Origin of the sequence: Novosphingobium sp. AAP83, assembly GCF_001295795.1 — a bacterium.
GTDB lineage: Bacteria > Pseudomonadota > Alphaproteobacteria > Sphingomonadales > Sphingomonadaceae > Novosphingobium.
In genome coordinates this window covers 73,329-91,475 of sequence record NZ_LJHY01000022.1, presented here as the reverse complement: position 1 = coordinate 91,475, position 18,147 = coordinate 73,329, and the positions used below count along the sequence as shown (strand labels likewise).

Annotated in this window: 14 protein-coding genes; 4 read left to right on the top strand and 10 right to left on the bottom strand. The window is 59.2% G+C overall.

What is annotated here, in order from left to right:
- Positions 1-7: 7 nt before the first annotated feature.
- Positions 8-436, top strand: coding sequence for an MAPEG family protein (locus IP81_RS12080; protein WP_054108253.1), 429 nt, complete (start codon positions 8-10; stop codon positions 434-436).
- Positions 437-440: 4 nt separating this feature from the next.
- Here the strand turns inward: IP81_RS12080 and IP81_RS12075 are convergent, their stop codons facing one another.
- The 7 genes from IP81_RS12075 to IP81_RS12045 all read right to left on the bottom strand — a co-directional run bounded on the left by IP81_RS12075 (position 441) and on the right by IP81_RS12045 (position 8,560).
- Complete coding sequence (locus IP81_RS12075; protein WP_054108252.1) at positions 441-1,646, bottom strand: class I SAM-dependent RNA methyltransferase; 1,206 nt, start codon at positions 1,644-1,646, stop codon at positions 441-443.
- The gene (locus IP81_RS12070) at positions 1,643-3,052 is read right to left on the bottom strand and encodes an NAD(P)H-hydrate dehydratase (RefSeq protein ID WP_054108251.1); all 1,410 of its coding nucleotides are present in this window, start codon (positions 3,050-3,052) and stop codon (positions 1,643-1,645) included. Before IP81_RS12070 ends, IP81_RS12075 begins: the two co-directional genes overlap by 4 nt.
- On the bottom strand, positions 3,036-3,389 hold the full coding sequence (locus IP81_RS12065) for a hypothetical protein (protein ID WP_054108250.1): 354 nt from the start codon (positions 3,387-3,389) through the stop codon (positions 3,036-3,038). The genes IP81_RS12070 and IP81_RS12065 overlap by 17 nt, the downstream gene beginning before the upstream one ends.
- A 4-nt stretch (positions 3,390-3,393) precedes the next feature.
- Entirely contained in the window at positions 3,394-5,241 is a 1,848-nt protein-coding gene (gene ilvD / locus IP81_RS12060; RefSeq protein WP_054108249.1) for a dihydroxy-acid dehydratase, read from the bottom strand.
- Positions 5,242-5,360: 119 nt separating this feature from the next.
- Positions 5,361-6,083 carry an N-formylglutamate amidohydrolase gene (locus IP81_RS12055; RefSeq protein ID WP_054108248.1) on the bottom strand — a complete coding sequence of 241 codons (723 nt, stop codon included), beginning with the start codon at positions 6,081-6,083 and terminating at the stop codon, positions 5,361-5,363.
- Positions 6,080-6,877, bottom strand: a complete 798-nt coding sequence (locus IP81_RS12050; protein WP_054108247.1) for a 4-(cytidine 5'-diphospho)-2-C-methyl-D-erythritol kinase — start codon at positions 6,875-6,877, stop codon at positions 6,080-6,082. The genes IP81_RS12055 and IP81_RS12050 overlap by 4 nt, the downstream gene beginning before the upstream one ends.
- A gap of 33 nt (positions 6,878-6,910) precedes the next feature.
- A complete protein-coding gene (locus IP81_RS12045) occupies positions 6,911-8,560 on the bottom strand; it encodes an electron transfer flavoprotein-ubiquinone oxidoreductase (protein WP_054108246.1) in 1,650 nt (549 codons plus the stop codon).
- Positions 8,561-8,663: 103 nt separating this feature from the next.
- On the opposite strand from IP81_RS12045, the gene IP81_RS12040 reads away from it, so the two are divergent.
- Genes IP81_RS12040 through moaB form a run of 3 tightly spaced genes read left to right on the top strand, consistent with a single transcriptional unit; the run spans position 8,664 to position 11,741 of the window.
- Positions 8,664-9,440: a uracil-DNA glycosylase family protein gene (locus tag IP81_RS12040; RefSeq protein WP_054108527.1), complete on the top strand. Its 777-nt coding sequence runs from the start codon at positions 8,664-8,666 to the stop codon at positions 9,438-9,440.
- A complete protein-coding gene (locus IP81_RS12035; protein WP_082356128.1) occupies positions 9,437-11,224 on the top strand; it encodes a lytic transglycosylase domain-containing protein in 1,788 nt (595 codons plus the stop codon). Before IP81_RS12040 ends, IP81_RS12035 begins: the two co-directional genes overlap by 4 nt.
- Positions 11,214-11,741, top strand: coding sequence for a molybdenum cofactor biosynthesis protein B (gene moaB / locus IP81_RS12030; protein ID WP_054108244.1), 528 nt, complete (start codon positions 11,214-11,216; stop codon positions 11,739-11,741). Before IP81_RS12035 ends, moaB begins: the two co-directional genes overlap by 11 nt.
- A gap of 209 nt (positions 11,742-11,950) precedes the next feature.
- On the opposite strand, the gene IP81_RS12020 is transcribed toward moaB, so the two are convergent.
- The 3 genes from IP81_RS12020 to dnaE all read right to left on the bottom strand — a co-directional run bounded on the left by IP81_RS12020 (position 11,951) and on the right by dnaE (position 18,137).
- Complete coding sequence (locus tag IP81_RS12020; RefSeq protein WP_157573188.1) at positions 11,951-12,529, bottom strand: MarR family winged helix-turn-helix transcriptional regulator; 579 nt, start codon at positions 12,527-12,529, stop codon at positions 11,951-11,953.
- A gap of 385 nt (positions 12,530-12,914) precedes the next feature.
- Positions 12,915-14,510, bottom strand: a complete 1,596-nt coding sequence (locus IP81_RS12015) for a long-chain fatty acid--CoA ligase (RefSeq protein WP_054108241.1) — start codon at positions 14,508-14,510, stop codon at positions 12,915-12,917.
- A 36-nt stretch (positions 14,511-14,546) separates the two neighbouring features.
- On the bottom strand, positions 14,547-18,137 hold the full coding sequence (dnaE, locus tag IP81_RS12010) for a DNA polymerase III subunit alpha (RefSeq protein WP_054108240.1): 3,591 nt from the start codon (positions 18,135-18,137) through the stop codon (positions 14,547-14,549).
- Between the last annotated feature and the right edge of the window lie 10 nt (positions 18,138-18,147).

The following is an 18,147-nucleotide window of genomic DNA, read 5'->3' as shown; positions in this document are numbered from 1 at the left end:
AGAATCGATGACAACAGCAGCAATTCTGCAACCGGCCGTCGCGTTGATGGCGTGGACCATGGTCATGTGGCTGTGGATGTACGCCACGCGCTTGCCTGCGATGACGGCGGCAGGGCTTGATCCGGATGCCTTGGCCAAGGATCCGACCAAGACGCTTGATCACATCCTGCCCGCGCACATCCAATGGAAAGCCCACAATTACAATCACCTGCATGAAGCACCGACGCTGTTCTATGCAGCATGCCTTGTCCTCGCCGTCGCCGGACAAGGCAACGGGATGAGCGCGCAAGTGGCCTGGGCCTATGTCGGCATCCGCGTGGTGCATTCCATCGTGCAGGCCACCATGAACAAAGTCATGGTGCGCTTCTTGCTCTTCGCACTGTCATCACTCGCGCTGATGGCGCTAATCTATCACGCTGCGCGCGTGGTATTCTGATGGCTTAATCGCGGACGAACAGGCTGGCCAGTTCCACGTGGGTCGACCAGCGGAACTGGCCAACCGGGCGCAGTTCTGCCAGCCTGTAGCCGCCATTGATCAGCCGCACCGCATCGCGCGCCCAGCTTGCCGGGTTGCAACTGATATAGACCACGCGCGCAACCGTGCTGGCCGCGATCTGATCGATTTGCTCTTGCGCGCCTGCGCGCGGCGGATCGAGCAAGACAGCGGCGAAGCGGTCCAGTTCTTCAACGCGCAGCGGATTGCGGAACAGATCGCGGTGCAGACAATGGACCGGGCGCCCGTTCATGCGCGCTGCCGATTGGCAAGCAAGGTGCGTATCGCGCGCAGCTTCGACCGCGAGGACTTTGGTGGCAGGGCCAGCCAACGCGAACGCGAAGGTACCGAGGCCCGAGAACAGGTCAGCCACGGTTGAGGCATCGCCCAGCCATTCGCGCGCGGCGCTGACCAAAGCCTCCTCGCCATCGGGGGTGGCCTGAAGGAATGCGCCGGGAGGCAGCGGCACGGCGGTTCCGCCCAGGGTGATCGTGACAGGTTCCGGTTCCCACGTGCCTTCGGGGCCATAGCCGCTGTCGATGGTCAGACGGGCAAGGCCGTTGTCACGCGCAAAATCAAGCAGGGCTTCGGTGCGCTTGAGACCTTCGACTTTGAGGCCTTTAAGACCGACCGAGAGGCCTTGGTCTGACATGGCCAGTTCGACATCAACGCCAAGCTTACGGTCACCCCAACCTTCGAGCAGTGTGCGCAAGGGGCCGAGCAGTGTGACCATTTCGGGTGCAAGGACATGGCATTCGCGCATGTCGATGATCTTGTGCGAGCCCTGTTCGCGAAAACCGATGACAACGCGCTTGCCGATACCTTGCGCATGGAGCGTGGCGCGGCGACGGCTACTGGCAGGGGATACGTGCGGAGCGCTGGCGTTTGCCGGATCGATATCCTGCCCTTTGGCCGCGCCAGCGACGCGATCATAAACGTAATCGGCCAGTGCGCTTTCGGACAAGTGCTGCAACTGGCAGCCGCCACAGGCCGGGAAGTGGCGGCAGGGTGGCTCAACGTGGTTGGGGCCTTTGGTGACGCTACCGTCAGCTTCGATCACATCGCCAGGAGCAGCGAATTCGGCGTAGCGGCCATCCGCAGTGGCACCTTCGCCTTTGGCGGCGATGCGGATAATCAGGCCGGGATGGGTCATGGAAGGCACTCGATCAGGGCAAAACGGATGGCGTGAGCCAGTTCGCCGGGGGTAAAGGCCGCACCACACAGGCGGGCCGCTTCGCCGTGGAGCCATAGACCTTCTTGCGCCGCGCGCAACGGGTCAGCGTGAACGGCAAGACGGCTGGCGATTGTTCCGGCCAAAACGTCACCGGTCCCCGCGACCGAGAGCCATGGCGAGGCGCGGGGGCTGAGGATCACTGTACCATCGGGGGCCGCGATCAGTGTGTCGGGGCCTTTGAGGACAACGACCGCGTTTGCGGCCTTCGCAAGCACAAGCGCACGATCACGTCGCAGGCCTTTGCCAGCAAGCGCAAAGGTGCGCTCCAGAGCTGCCATTTCGCCTTCATGCGGGGTGAGCACGCAGGGTACGCCGTTGAGTATGGCGCCGCGCAGCAGCACCAGTGCATCGGCATCGACGACCGTCGGTTTGGCTGCGTGCAGAGCTTGGGTGAGCAATCGGGAGGATGCGTCCGAACGGCCAAGGCCCGGTCCGATGAGCAACGCGGCCATGCGTTTGTCAGACAGCAGCGCGTCGATGTCTGTTGTGACGACCAGCGCCGGGTCGGTGTGGACGGGTGCCGGATTTGCAACCAGTTTGACATAGCCTGCACCAGCGCGCTGGGCCGCTGTTGCCGCAAGCAAGGTTGCCCCCGGCATTGCACCGCCGACGATGCCAAGCAATCCGCGCAGGTACTTGTGGGCATCGGCGGCGGGTGGCGCAATTACGGGCTTGGCCAGCTTATGTGCTGCGCCAGATTGGGCCGCGACACCGATATCGAACAAGCGCATCGTGCCCATCGTGTGGCAGGCGGGCATGGTCAAGTGCGCATGCTTCCACGCGCCAAGCGCGATGGTGTGCGTCCAGTGTGGCAGGCCTTCGTTCAGGACAAGGCCGCTATCGCTTTCGATGCCGCTGGGCAGATCGATCGCAATGCGATGGGGATGCTGCGCGGCCAGGCCGCTGAGCAAGGCGCAAAGATCATCAGGCAAGGCGCGGGTAAGGCCGCTGCCGAAAAGGCAATCGACCAGCACATCGCCGGTGGTTGCAGGATCGGCAGCAATGACATCGCCGTGATTGAGCGCGTGGGCGGTGCGCGCTGCATCAGTGGCAGGTTCGCGGGCGGCAATGACTTTGACAGGCGTGGCGCGGCTTCGCAAATATTCGGCTATAACCCAACCATCGCCGCCGTTGTTGCCGGGGCCGCATAGCACGGTGACGGCACGACCGGCGGCAATGCGACGCACCCATTCGCCCGCACCCTGCCCTGCCTTTTGCATCAAGGCATCGACAGAAATTCCGGCATTGATCAGTTCATCTTCTGCGTGGCGCATCTGCGCCACCGTGAGCACTTGACCTAATACGTGCTCACGGTTGCGGGGCATCACTTTTCATCCTTGCGGGAAAGCGATAGCGATCACCGCCCACCGCAACTTCGAGAACACCCTCGGCAGACCATTTCGCCACGGCTTCGTCTGCGCCATCGGCGGCAATGACACCGCGTCCGTCATCCACCATTTCTAAACGGCGAAACGCACCAGTCTTGTTGCGCACAGTCAGGAAGCGGCGTTCGCCAACGCGTGAATCTTTTACAAAACATTCGGGCAAAAACTTGTCAGAGCCGCCCAAGGCACAATCAATACCCCGGCCCTTTGGCGTTTCTTCTCCGGCTGAACAGGCTGTTAGCGCGGCAAGAAACGAAAGAGCAAGGCCTTTGCGCAAGGATTCAATCCAGCTTTAGTTGCGACAAATCACGAACCGCACCGCGTGCTGCGCTAGTAGTCATAGCCGCGTACGCTTTTAAAGCGGTTGATAGCTTGCGCGGACGCTCTTTGGCGGGCTTCCACCCGTGCAATTCTTGCGCCGCGCGGCGAGCTGCCAGCACTTCGTCCGACACCGCCAGATGAATGGTGCGGTTGGGGATATCGATTTCGATGATATCGCCCGGTTCGACCAGACCGATCTCGCCGCCCTCAGCCGCTTCGGGTGAAGCGTGGCCAATGGAGAGGCCAGATGTGCCGCCCGAAAAACGCCCGTCGGTAAGCAAGGCGCAAACAGCGCCAAGGCCCTTCGATTTCAGGTAGCTGGTGGGATAGAGCATTTCCTGCATGCCCGGCCCGCCTTTGGGGCCTTCGTAACGGATCACGACCACGTCGCCTGGAACGACCTGTCCGGTGAGGATAGCGGTAACAGCAGCATCCTGGCTTTCATAGACTTTGGCAGGGCCGGTGAACTTGAGAATCTTTTCATCAACGCCTGCGGTCTTCACGATGCAGCCATCGCGCGCGATGTTGCCGAACAACACGGCCAAGCCGCCATCCTTGCTGAACGCATGTTCGGCTGACCGGATCACGCCGCTTTCACGGTCAAGGTCGAGTTCCTTCCAGCGGCGACTTTGCGAGAAGGCGACTTGCGTGGGCACGCCGCCGGGCGCAGCGCGGAAGAATTCCTGCACAGAAGGCGATGTTGTGCGCTTGATGTCCCACAAATCAATTGCCTCACCCATAGTGCGGCTGTGGACGGTGGGCAGGTGCGTGTGCAGCAGGCCAGCGCGCTCCAGTTCGCCAAGGATGGCATAGATGCCGCCTGCGCGATGGACGTCTTCCATATGGACATCGGACTTGGCCGGAGCAACCTTGGACAAGCAAGGCACGCGACGGCTGAGCCGGTCAATATCGGCCATGGTGAAATTAACGCCCGCTTCGTGGGCTGCGGCAAGGAGGTGGAGCACGGTGTTGGTGGAACCGCCCATCGCGATATCAAGGCAGACCGCGTTTTCGAACGCTTCAAAGCCCGCAATCGTGCGTGGCAGCGCGGTTTCATCGTCCTGTTCATAGTAACGCTTACACAGATCGACGACCAGACGGCCTGCTTCAAGGAACAGGTTCTTGCGATCCGCGTGCGTTGCCAGCGTGGACCCGTTACCCGGCAAGGAAAGGCCGAGCGCTTCGGTGAGGCAGTTCATCGAATTGGCAGTAAACATGCCCGAGCATGAACCGCAGGTAGGACAAGCCGCGCGTTCGATAGCATCGACTTCTGCATCGGAATACTTTTCGTCAGCCGCAGCAACCATGGCGTCAACCAGATCAAGCGCCACTTCCTTGCCATTCAAGACGACCTTGCCGGCCTCCATCGGGCCGCCCGAGACGAACACGACGGGGATATTGATCCGCAGCGCGGCCATCAGCATGCCCGGCGTGATCTTGTCGCAGTTGGAGATGCAGACCATCGCATCGGCGCAATGGGCATTGACCATGTATTCGACGCTATCGGCGATCAGATCACGGCTGGGTAGCGAATAGAGCATGCCATCGTGACCCATCGCGATGCCATCATCAACGGCGATCGTGTTGAATTCCTTGGCAACGCCGCCCGCAGCCTCAATCTCGCGCGCAACCAACTGGCCGAGATCTTTGAGGTGGACGTGTCCGGGCACGAACTGCGTAAAGCTGTTGACCACGGCAATGATCGGTTTGCCGAAATCAGAATCTTTCATGCCGGTTGCACGCCATAACCCGCGCGCGCCCGCCATGTTGCGGCCATGGGTGGTGGTGCGTGAACGATAGGCGGGCATGGGCAAACTCCAGACAAGGAATCAGGTTTTATAGACGAATCGCTTTGCAACTAACCCAGCCACGCCCGTCCGTCGAAGGATAAATTACCTTCGTGTCAGTTGAAAAAGCCCCAAAAACATTAGGTAATTGCAACCGCAACTTGATTGGCGATGCGAGCCAACCGCTCAGCCCATTCGGCTTGGCCTTGCGCGGTTGTGATCAGGTCTTGCCGCACTTCAATACCGAGGTAGGGGCGGCCATCTGCTTCGGCATGGCGGTTCATCGTCGCGTTGAGCAGTTTGCCGGAATAGGGAAGCTGATCGCCGACGTTGAGCCCTTCGGCTGCGAGCATCGGAATCGCGATGCCGGCGGCGCGGTCGTCATTGTTATAAAGCACGCCGACATGCCAAGGGCGCGGCTCATCGCTCGACGCCAATTGCGGGGTAAAGCTGTGGAGCGACAGGATCAGTGCTTGCGGGGTGTTGGCTAGCAGCGCCTCTAACGCTGCGTGATAGGGGCGGAAAAACCGGGCAAGGCGCGCTTCGTGGCCTGCGTGATCAAGTGCGTTGCCGGAAATGGCATGGCCATCGCTGGCAATGGGAACGACCGTGGGGAGATGTTCATCGCGGTTGAAATCGCAGACGAGGCGGCTGACGTTGCCCTGAAACGCCGCAAAGCCGGGGCGCCGGGCCATCAATTCGCCGATTGCGCTAACGCCGATATCGACAGCGATGTGCTGATCAAGGAGTTCGGGCGCGATACCGAGGTCAATGTCATCCGGCACGCGGTTAGAGGCATGGTCCGAGACGACGAGGATGCCGCCAAAGCGCGGGGTCCCGATAAGGCGATAGGCCTCGCTCATCGCAACGCTCCTGCCAATGTCCACCATTCGCGGGGCATGGCTTTCTGTGCGGCATCACGTTGGGCGGCGGTATCGTAAAGCGCAAAGCAAGTGGCGCCCGAGCCGGACATGCGCGCGATCCATGGTTTTGTATGGCGCAAAGTGGCCAGAACTTCGGCGATTTGTGGCACCAATGCGAGAGCAGGCACTTCCAGATCGTTACGGCCCGAAAGCGTCATTTCGCGCAGGGTGTCGCCTTCGAGCAGGCCGCGATCTATGCCGTCCCAGCCTTTGAACACCGGCCCGGTGGCCAGTGGTATGCGCGGGTTTACCAATAGAACGGGACATCCCGCCAGATCATTGGCGATGGGTTCAAGTTCCGTACCCGTGCCGCGCCCGATGCACGCGCGGCTTTCGACGCAGGCCGGAACATCAGCGCCCAGCTTTGCGGCCTTTTCGCGCCAATCGTGTGGCAGGCCGTACTCACGTTCAACCATACGGAAGATCGCGCCCGCATCGGCGGAACCGCCGCCCAGCCCTGCGGCGACGGGCAAGTTCTTTTCAAGGGTGACCGCCCACCCCGCCCCATGCGGCAAACCGGCCAAAGCCTTGGCGACGATATTGCCGAATGGGTCATCCAACGCCCTGCCAAACTCGCCGGTTACGCGCAGTTCATCGCGCGATGCAGGCCCGGCGGCAAGTTCATCGCCCCCATCCACAAACGCAAACAGCGTTTCGAGTTCATGGTAGCCATCATCCCGCCGCTGCCGCACGTGCAGCGCAAGGTTGATCTTAGCAAAAGCCGTTTCGCGCACTATTCCTCCCCTCCCCGTTTCGGGGAGGAACTGTTACATGTTCGGATAGTTGGGTCCGCCGCCGCCTTCGGGGGTGACCCATTCGATGTTCTGGGTCATGTCCTTGATGTCGCAGGTTTTGCAGTGGACACAGTTCTGAGCGTTGATTTGCAGGCGCGGATTGCCTTCTTCCACACCGATGTACTCATAGACGCCTGCGGGGCAATAACGCGCTTCGGGGCCTGCATAGATCGGCAGGTTGATGCGCGTTGGCACCGTCGGGTCTTTGAGCACGAGGTGGCACGGTTGGTCCTCCTCGTGATTGGTATAGGAAAAGGCCACGCTGGTAAGGCGATCGAAGGTGATCGTGCCATCTGGCTTGGGATATGTGATCGGCTTGTAAAGGTCGGCGCGCTGCGTGGCCTCGGCGTCCTTGTGGTGCTTCATCGGCTTCCATATGCCAAACCCGGCAATGGTGCGCAGCCACATATCGGTGCCTGCCAAAACGGTACCAAGTTCACCACCGAACTTGGCAACAAGCGGCTGGGCGTTTTGAACCTTCTTGAGTTCCGTGGCGATCCAGCTTTCACGAACGGCAGTGTCGTATTCGACCATATCGTCCTTTTCGCGGCCAGCGGCCATCGCAGCGACAATCGAATCCGCCGCCAGCATGCCGCTTTTCATCGCGGTGTGGCTGCCCTTGATACGCGGCACGTTGACGAAACCTGCCGAGCACCCGATCAGCGCGCCGCCGGGGAACGACAGACGCGGCACCGACTGCCAACCGCCTTCGTTGATCGCACGCGCGCCATACGAAACGCGACGACCGCCTTCGAGGATCTCACGGATGGCAGGGTGCTGCTTCCAGCGCTGGAATTCCTCAAACGGATAGACGTAGGGGTTGGCGTAATCGAGCGCGGTGACGAAGCCCAAGGCGACTTGGTTGTTGGCCTGATGATAAAGGAAGCCACCGCCCCAAGAATTGGATTCCGATAGCGGCCAACCCTGCGTGTGAAGGACGCGGCCCGGAACATGCTTTTCGGGATCAATGTCCCATAGTTCCTTGATACCGATGCCATAAACTTGCGGTTCGCAATCGCGTTCCAGATCAAAGTGAGCCTTCAACCGCTTGGTCAGGCTGCCGCGCGCGCCTTCGGCAAACAGCGTGTACTTGGCGTGGAGCTCCATGCCGGGCTGGTAATCACTCTTGTGCGATCCATCCTTGGCAACGCCCATATCGCCGGTGGCAACACCCATGACAGCGCCGTTTTCATCAAACAGCACTTCGGCAGCGGCAAAGCCGGGGAAGATTTCAACGCCCAGTTCCATCGCCTGTTCGGACAGCCAGCGACACAGATTGCCAAGGCTACCGGTGTAATTGCCGTGGTTCGACATGAATGCAGGCATGGGCCAGTGCGGAATGCTCATCTTACCGGTTTTCGACAGGACCCAGTGCCAGTTATCGGTGACGGGGGTTTCTGCCATTGGGCAGCCCTGTTCGCGCCATTCGGGCAGGAGTTCATCGAGGGCTTTGGGATCGACCACGGCGCCCGAAAGGATGTGCGCGCCGATTTCGGAACCCTTTTCCAGAACGCAGACAGCGATTTCCGGATTGGCCTGCTTCAGCCGGATCGACGCGGCAAGGCCTGCCGGCCCACCGCCCACGATGACCACGTCATACGGCATCGATTCCCGTTCGCTCATGCCCGCGTACTCCCGACTAATTGCGCATTGAAATTCGCTTTATGCCTTGAAAGAGGCCATCGTGAAGGTCAAGACCGCAAATCGGACTATGAGGAAAGACAGTTTGACCGAGGCCGCGGACATAGAGCACGCAAACTGGAGCGAAGCCCTCGCGGCGGCGTTGGACTGGTGGCGTGATGCCGGTGTGGACGGGACGTTTGTCGACGATCCGCAAGACTGGCTGGCGCAAATCCATCGCCCGTCTGATCCCCAGCCCCCTGCCCCGATGAAGCCTCTGCGAGAACTGGTGGCAGAACGCGATTCGCCGCCTGCACCGGTGGTGATTGACCGTTCAGGATGGCCACAATCGCTAGAAGCATTTGCGCCCTGGTGGCTTGCAGAGGGCCCGCTCGCCCCTGCTGGCCTTGCGCGATTGGCACCGATTGGCGCAGCCAACGCCAAGCTGATGATTTTGGTGCCGATGCCTGCACCAGATGACGGAGAGGCTTTGTTAAGCGGACGTGCCGGTCGTTTGCTTTATGCCATGTTGGATGCAATGGGCATCGCCCGAACGGAAACTTATCTGGCATCAGCGCTGCCTGCGCATGTGCCGATGCCGGATTGGGCAGCGTTGCGTGCCACGGGATTGGGCGACGTATTACTGCACCACATTGCGCTTGCCGCCCCGCAAAAGCTTCTAATCTTGGGCGCAACGGGCGTTTCGGCGCTTCTTGGACACGATCCAACGAATTTGGCTCACGGTTTACGCGCAATTAATCAAGAGTCTTCACAGATCGTTGCGATGTCGGCTTGGGATCTTGATGCCATGCTGGCACGCCCCGCTTTGAAAGCGGGCTTCTGGGGCCGCTGGCTCAATTGGACAGGGACGGAATCAAAGTGAAACTGGCTCGCGCTGCACGATGTACGTTTCGGGGCACACTTCTGCTGGCAGCAACTGCGATTGCCGCCACGGCGGCTTTGCCTGCCTATGCCAACAGCGCGGCGGTTGATTACTTCCGTGGCCGGGCTGATCGTACTGCGGTGCCGTCTTTGCTCAGCTATGATGAGCGGTCTTATTACAAGACGCTGTTTGGTGCTATTGAACAGGAGGACTGGGCGCAGGTTCAGGCATTGTTTTCGCAGCGCGCCGATGGGCCATTGCATCCTGTGGCGCGCGCGCAGTTTATTCTGGCCGCCACGTCGCCCAAGGCGGAACTGGTACCCATCACCGAAGTGTTGAATGCCGCCCCCAGCCTTCCTTGGGCAGAGCAACTGGGCAGGCTAGCCTTGAAACGCGGGGCCTTGGGCATTCCCGAATTGCCGCAAGCACAGCGGTTTGTTTCGCTGCCATCGGTTTCAAAACGCATCCGCCCGCGTTCAATTGCCGACGGGACGATGCCCGAAAGCGTGTCTTTGGCCATCACGCAACGCATCAAACTGGACGACCCCGTAGGTGCCCGCGTGCTGCTCGATGGTGTTGATGCCAATTTGTCGCCCGAAGCTCGCGCAGAATGGCGGCAGAAAATCGGCTGGGCATTCTATATCGAGAATGACGATGCCACTGCTCGAGCTATTTCACTGACTGCGGCTGAAGGCAGCGGGCCTTGGGTGGCCGAGGCTTACTGGACGGTGGGAATGGCTAGTTGGCGTCTGGGCGATTGCCTCACGGCGGCTGACGCATTCACCAGAACCGCAACCGGCTCTTACAACGATGAACTGACCTCTGCTGCGCATTATTGGGCGGCGCGTGCAGCGATGCGTTGCCGCAAACCAGAACTGGTAGCCTCATCGATGCGATCCGCTGCCCGGTTTGGCGAAACGCTTTACGGGATGATGGCGCAAGAAGCCTTGGGCATGCGCGAAAGCAGCCCGGTTGCAGCACCTGACTTTTCAGCCAGCGATTGGCAAAACCTGCGCAGCGTTCCCAATATCCGCACCGCTGTGCAATTGGCCGAGATCGGCAAAGATGGGCTGGCCGACGAGGTTCTGCGCCATCAGGCCCGCATCGGTGATCCCGGACAATACGCGCCGCTTTCGCGTTTGGCGCGTGATCTTGGCTTGCCATCAACGCAATTGTGGATGGCGTACAATGCGCCAACCGGCGCACGCCCCGATGCCGCAGCGCGGTTTCCGGCACCAAAATGGGTTCCGACAACAGGCTGGAAGGTGGATCCGGCGTTGCTGTTTGCCCATTCGCTGCAAGAATCAAATTTCCGCACATCTGTTACCAGTCCCGCCGGCGCCAAAGGCCTGATGCAGCTTCGCCCGGGCACTGCCCGCGATATGGCACGGGCTGAACCGCAAATGGCAGGACGTGACAGCCAGCTTGATTTGCCGGATGTGAACCTGGCGTTCGGCCAGCAATACCTTCAACAATTGCACTATTCCGATGCCACGCAAGGCCTCCTGCCCAAAGTCATGGCCGCTTATAATGCCGGGCCTACGCCGGTTTCGCGTTGGAACACCGAAATCCGCGGCGGCAACGATCCGCTGTTGTGGATGGAATCGATCCCCTATTGGGAAACACGCGGTTACGTTTCGATCGTAATGCGCAATTACTGGATGTATGAACGGCAGGCCGGTGGGCCATCAGAAAGCCGCCTTGGCCTTGTGCAGGGCATGTGGCCCAAGTTTCCGGGCCTTGCAGGCGCGCAAAACGTCAGGATCGCTGCCCGTGGCAATTGATCCTGCGCGGACCTTCAAGCCGATCAACATCGCGTTGCTGACGGTATCGGATACGCGCACATCTGCTGATGATACATCGGGCAATATTCTGGCGGAGCGGATCAAAGCGGCAGGCCATAAACTGACCACGCGTGCCATCGAAAAAGACGATGCCGACCGTATCGCAAGCCGCCTGAACAACTGGATTGACGACCGTCTGGTTGATGCAGTCATTATCACTGGCGGCACCGGCCTGACCGGGCGCGATGTGACCCCTGAAGCGCTCGAACGCGTCAAAACCCGCGACATTCCCGGCTTTGGCGAACTGTTCCGTTGGCTCAGTTTCAAAACCATCGGCACCAGCACCATTCAGTCGCGGGCTTGCGCGGTTGTGGCCCGCGGCACCTATATCTTTGCTCTGCCCGGGTCGAACGGGGCGGTCAAAGATGGCTGGGACGGCATTTTGGCGGAACAGTTGGATAGCCGCAACCGGCCCTGCAACTTTGTCGAACTGATGCCGAGGCTTCTCGAAACTTGAACGGTCAGCTCTTGCCAAAAAACTTTAGATAAACGCGGGAATCGCAAACGCGCAACCGACACAAAAAATGGCAATCAATGTGACCAATTCGACGGACCACTTCGCGTCCCGTGCAATCCATTCGCGATTGATCTCGATAACGGGAGGCAAATGTTCAGCATCCCGCCACGGCGATTGTTCCGTGGGAACGTCCTCGTGATGATCATCGATCAACGCGCTTCTCGCGCGACATTACGATCACTTCCAAAATCGTACGAGACTTCCTTCTGCTCAACTAACGAAAGCAAAAGCTTATGCATTTTTTCGAAGCCTAGATCACTCAATTTAATCCAACGGACTCGTAAATCCAACGAATCGTTCTTTCTTTCCACAAGCCCTTCTTTGACCAATAAACTGATCCAGCGCAGTGCAGTTGTTGCTGGCACCCCCGAAGCAATACAAACGCTCTTCACCCTAATAGGTTTGCCTTCGCAGCGGCGTACAAAAAGCTCCAAAAGGATGTCCCAACTGGGATCAGCAAACAGTGATTCTGAAAAAAACTCATTCCGCTTGCGCCGAATCCGGTAAAGTCCTTTGGCAAGCACGAGCGCTGCATCATCGCTGAACAAAAAGGCTGGCGGGGTTGATCTGCGCGATGCCTTAAAGCGTTCAGAAGACTCATAGACGTTGGAATTATCCGCGTTAATCAGCTCACCAAGTTCGATCCAAATCTTTCGTAGACGGGACACCGCTAAATCATCATTCAATGCCAACATAATAACGGCGACCCTATTTTCAGAATCACCCAAATATACAGCCGTATTGGCCCATATAATGCTATGTTATAACGACGAACGCTTAACTATTTTATATTATGGGCGACCATGTTACTTGGGAGAAACATTTTATTACGGTGGAGACGTTAAATTCGTTGTCGATTTCTGTCGATTTCTTTTGGGTCCAACTTCGATCTACCCACCCCCATCACTGAGCTGCCAATACTGCGTTAAGCTATTCAATCTCCGGTAACGATATGGTTTCTTTCAAAAAAAAAGAGTCCGGAATGACATGTTAAGAATTGTTTCCCTGCGCATCTCGCGGCCCGGTAAATCCAAAATTCCCGTGCTTTGAAGGGGCGCGATAAATCTCGGCCGGGTTTCGCCAGCATAGACCCGCCTCCCATTCGGCCGATGTTTATCCGCCTGCGTCCCAGGCATAGCTGGAGAACTGTTCACGCAGATCTTTTTTGCTGATCTTGCCGGTGCCGGTATGCGGGATCTGGTCAACAAACACGACCGCGTCAGGAACCCACCATTTGGCCACATGACCGAGCAGAAACTCGCGCAAATCATCCCCGGACACGTCTGCACCGGGCTTTTTGACGACGACCAACAGCGGCCGCTCATCCCATTTCGGGTGGAACACGCCGATTGCGGCTGCCTCGCTCACGGCGGGGTGCCCGATGGCTGCATTCTCTAAAGCCACCGAACTGATCCATTCGCCGCCGGACTTGATCACATCCTTTGTACGGTCTGTCAGATGAAGCGTGCCATCGGGATAGATCAGGCCGACATCACCGGTATCAAACCACTGCCCCGCCGTCACCGCGTCATCTTCAGCTTTGAAATAGCGCTTGACCACCCAAGGTCCGCGCACTTGCAAGGCTCCGGCGGTAACACCATCGCGCGGCAGGACTTTGGTAGGATCATCCAGATCGACGCAACGGATCTCGACGCCGAATGGCGGGCGTCCCTGCATAGATTTGATGGTGACTTTTTCCTCGAAAGTCAGCTCGTCCCAATTCCACGTTTCGGCACCGGTTGTGCCGATGGGCGAAGTTTCCGTCATGCCCCAGGCATGGGCGACGCGCACACCTTGCCGCATCAGGCGTTCGATCATGGTGCGCGGCATGGCCGATCCGCCGCAGACCACGGTTTCAAGGCTCGCCGGGAGCTTTCCGCCATTGGCATCGATATGCTGGAACAGGGCCAGCCAGACGGTTGGCACACCCGCAGAGCAGGTAACCTTTTCGCGCTCGATCAGATCGCACAACACCGCACCATCGTTGACCGCCGAGTAGACAAACTTCGCCCCAGCAGCAGCCCCTGCCCATGGCAGCCCCCAACTGGCCGCGTGGAACATTGGCACAATAGGCAGCATCACCGAACGGCAATCCATCCCAAACACTGGCGGGCTGATGGCGCTTAACGCGTGCAGCATTGTGGAGCGATGCTCGTAAATGACACCCTTGGGATTGCCGGTCGTGCCGCTGGTGTAACAGAGCATGCAGGCGTCACGTTCATCGCCGTCAGACCATTCGGTGTGGCCATCTTCCGGGGACAGCCATTCTTCGAAATGAAGCGCAGGTTCGCTGTTATCAAAGCAGATATAATGTTCAACCGTCGGCCAACGCGGCTTCATCCGCTCAACAATCGGTGCCCAGATTTTGTCGAACAGCATCACGCGGTCTTCAGCATGATTGACGATGTAATCAAGCTGGTCATCAAACAGGCGCGGGTTGATCGTGTGGAGAATTCCGCCCGCTCCCACCGCACCATACCATGTGACCAGATGGCGTGAATGATTCATCGCCAGCGTTGCAATCCGGTCGCCAGGCTGGATGCCGAGCCGGCGCAAGGCCTGAGTCATGCGCAAAGCGTCGTGCCGGATACCCGCCCAGTTGGTGCGTGTTTCTGAACCATCGGCCCAGCGGCTAACAATCTCGCGGTCCCCATGTTCACGCGCGGCGTGATCGATCAGGTGCGTTACACGCAGCTTCCAGTCCTGCATTGCGCCAAGCTGCTGAGTCACATCTCTCTCCGTTTTTTATTCTACCAAACGCAGATACCTTTCCGGCCTCGCGCTCAGCGCCACATTGGCGATTCCTTCTATCGGAATCAATCGTTCGATTAAATCGCTATCAAGTTTAAAATTGTTGCCAAGCCGTACCAATGGTTCACGCGGGCCGCCGGTTTTGAGGCGTGCGAGCACTTCGCCCTTGGCATCGGTGCTGCGCGGCAACAGCAGGGCAAGTTCGGCGATGGCCTCTGGACGCGTAACCTCAAGCTTCAAAAGCATCCGCGAGGCGCTGGTGACAGAGGCCAAAGGCTGAGCGCCGCGCACGGTTACGCGCGGGGCTTCGTCCGGGTTGGGCCTGTCGAGTTCAACATTGAGCAGAACGCAGGTTCCCTCCTTTGCCCAGGTCTGGAACGGTTCGACAAGGCTTTCCTCAAAGCATGAAGCGGAAAACAGGCCGGAACTGTCAGAGAAGTCGGCCATGACAAAGTCCTTGCCCTTCTTCGTCTTGCGCTTCTGCACATTCTCGACCAGCGCGGCCATCACGGCGGCGGAGCGTCCTGCCACCTCCCCCGTGCCGCCAATCAAGCTGCCAAACGTGCGTGCACCATTGGCCGATGCGACGGCGCGATATTCCTCAACTGGGTGCGCCGCAAAGTAGAAGCCGAAGTTTTCGCGCTCGGCTGTCATCTGATCTGAACGCGACCATGGTTTGGAATCGGAAAGACGCGTGGAGGGCACCGCATGATCATCGCCGCCGAACAGACCGCCCTGACCCGATGTGCGAGAGCGTGAGGCTTCATCGGCCACTGCCATAAGAAGTTCGGCATTGGCGATGACTTGTGCGCGGTTGGGTTCCAGACAATCGAGCGCGCCGCCTGCGGCCAGCGCTTCCAACTGCCGCCGGTTCATGGCCCCTGCCGGGATGCGGCGGAACAGGTCATCCAGCGAAACGAAGGTTCCCTTGGTCTCGCGCTCTTCAACGATCTGCTCCATCGCTTTTTCGCCGACATTGCGCAGGCCAGCCAAGGCATAGCGCACAGCGTAGCCATCATGCGTGCGCTCCACCGTGAATTCGGCAACCGAGTGGTTGATGTCAGGCCCGGCCAGCGCGACACTGTTGCGGCGCATGTCATCGACAAAGATCGATAGCTTTTCCGACTGGTGCATATCGAAGCACATTGAGGCGGCATAGAATTCGTGCGGATAATGCGTTTTCAGCCACGCGGTTTGATAGGCAAGCAGCGCATAGGCGGCAGCGTGTGATTTGTTGAAACCATATCCTGCGAACTTGTCGATCAAATCGAACAGTTCGTTGGCTTTGCCTTTTTCGATGCCCGAAACGGTCTTGCAGCCATCGGCGAACCGCTGACGCTGCGCGTCCATTTCCTTCTGGTCTTTTTTGCCCATCGCGCGGCGCAGAAGGTCGGCGTCGCCCAGCGAATAGCCCGCAAGGATCTGCGCGGCCTGCATGACCTGTTCCTGATAGACGAAAATCCCGTAGGTTTCCGCGAGGATCACGCTCAGCTTTTCGTGAGGATATTCAATCGCCTCAAGCCCGTTTTTGCGGCGTCCGAACAGTGGAATGTTGTCCATCGGACCCGGACGATAGAGCGAGACGAGCGCAATAATGTCTCCGAAGTTGGTGGGCTTTACCGCCGCCAGCGTGCGCCGCATACCTTCGGATTCAAGCTGGAACACGCCAACGGTATCGCCCGATTGCAGCAGTTTGTAGGTCTGTTCATCATCCCATGCGAGCGCGGACAAATCGATCTCGATCTGGCGCTTGCCGAGCAAGTCCACTGCCTTGCGCAGGACCGATAGTGTTTTGAGGCCGAGGAAGTCGAACTTGACCAGCCCTGCGTCCTCGACATGCTTCATGTCAAACTGCGTGACCGGCATATCCGAACGCGGATCGCGGTAAAGCGGCACCAATTGCGCCAGAGGACGGTCCCCGATCACCACACCGGCCGCGTGGGTGGAACTGTTGCGCGGCAGGCCTTCAAGCTGCATCGCCAGATCGATCAGGCGCTTGACCTCGGGATCGCGGTCGTATTCGCGCTTCAGTTCCAATACGCCGTTCAGTGCGCGTGGCAGCGGCCAAGGGTCTGTCGGATGGTTGGGTATCATCTTGCACAGCCGGTCAGTCTGGCCGTAACTCATTTGCAGGATGCGGCCCGTATCGCGCAGCACCGCGCGAGCCTTCAGCTTGCCGAAGGTGATGATCTGGGCGACGTGGTCTTGCCCGTATTTTTGCTGCACATAGCGGATCACTTCGCCGCGCCGCGTTTCGCAAAAGTCGATATCGAAGTCTGGCATGGAAACGCGTTCGGGATTGAGGAAGCGCTCGAAAAGCAGGCCCAGCTTGATCGGATCAAGATCGGTAATCGTCAGCGCCCACGCAACCAGCGAGCCTGCACCTGACCCGCGCCCCGGCCCCACCGGAATGCCCTGATCCTTGGCCCACTTGATGAAATCGGCCACGATGAGGAAGTACCCGCCAAAACCCATGCGGTTGATAATGCCGACTTCGAATTCGAGGCGCTGGCGATAGCCGAGCACTTCGTCCCAAACGCCTGCTGCCGCCAGTTCATGGTAGCCGGCTGCATCGGGTTCAACATCAGGCCCCAGACACAGCAGGCGATCAAGTTCCTCGTGCGCCACCTCGGGGTAATAAGGCTTTAGGCGCATCACGAGGCCTTTGCGGCTGTCAGCGCCGCACATCCGCGCTTCACCCTCCTGGTCGCCTGCAAGGCTTGGCAGGATAGGCTTGCGCTTGGGTGGCATGACGGCGCAGCGTTGTGCAACGATAAGCGTATTGGCGAGTGCTTCGGGCAGGTCCTTGAACAGTTCCTCCATCACTTCTGCCGGCTTGATCCACCACTCGCGGCTTGAACGCGGGCGATCGGTGCTATCGACGTGCGTGGAACTGGCGATGCACAACATGGCATCATGCGCTTCGTAAAAAGCGCGTTCGGAAAAGCAGGCGGGGTTGGTGGCGACCAAGGGCAGATCGCGCGCATAGGCCAGGTCGATCAGGGCCGTTTCGGCGGCGTCCTCAATCGGATCGTTGCGGCGGGCGATTTCGATATAGAGGCGGTTCGGGAACAGTTCTTGCAGCCGGTCGGCATAAGCCAAGGCCGCACTTTCCTGCTCACCGCCAAACAACCGCACAAGCGCGCCTTCGCCGGATGCGGTCAGGCACAATAAGCCATCGGAATGGCCAAAAAGGTCGTCCAAAGCCACATGCGGCGCAAACTCTAGCGGCCGATCAAGATGCGCGCGGCTAACAAGGTGGCACAAGTTATCATAGCCCACGGCGTCCTGCGCATAGAGCGCGAGCCAATCAATCGTGGGCTGGGTGGTACCAAAGCCTGTGGCCGCGCCATCGCGTTCGGGCCGAGCGACCGCGAGCATCGTGCCGATCACCGGCTGTACGCCCATTTCCTTGCACGCTTTGGCAAAAGCGACCGAGCCGTAGAGGCCATTCCTGTCGGTGATCGCCACGCCGGGAAACCCGCGATCTGCCGCCGTCTTCGCAATGGCCTTGGGGTCCACCGCCCCATCGAGCATCGTGTAGGACGAGAAAACGCGGAGCGGGACGAAGGCGGAATGAGGCATTCAGGCAGGG

What these genes read in the sequence shown, in the direction of transcription:
- IP81_RS12075 (WP_054108252.1), bottom strand. Translation starts at nt 1,646, where the DNA reads ATGACCCATCCCGGCCTGATTATCCGCATCGCCGCCAAAGGCGAAGGT.
- IP81_RS12080 (WP_054108253.1), top strand. Translation starts at nt 8, where the DNA reads ATGACAACAGCAGCAATTCTGCAACCGGCCGTCGCGTTGATGGCGTGG.
- IP81_RS12070 (WP_054108251.1), bottom strand. Translation starts at nt 3,052, where the DNA reads ATGCCCCGCAACCGTGAGCACGTATTAGGTCAAGTGCTCACGGTGGCG.
- ilvD (WP_054108249.1), bottom strand. Translation starts at nt 5,241, where the DNA reads ATGCCCGCCTATCGTTCACGCACCACCACCCATGGCCGCAACATGGCG.
- IP81_RS12045 (WP_054108246.1), bottom strand. Translation starts at nt 8,560, where the DNA reads ATGAGCGAACGGGAATCGATGCCGTATGACGTGGTCATCGTGGGCGGT.
- dnaE (WP_054108240.1), bottom strand. Translation starts at nt 18,137, where the DNA reads ATGCCTCATTCCGCCTTCGTCCCGCTCCGCGTTTTCTCGTCCTACACG.
- IP81_RS12055 (WP_054108248.1), bottom strand. Translation starts at nt 6,083, where the DNA reads ATGAGCGAGGCCTATCGCCTTATCGGGACCCCGCGCTTTGGCGGCATC.
- IP81_RS12015 (WP_054108241.1), bottom strand. Translation starts at nt 14,510, where the DNA reads ATGCAGGACTGGAAGCTGCGTGTAACGCACCTGATCGATCACGCCGCG.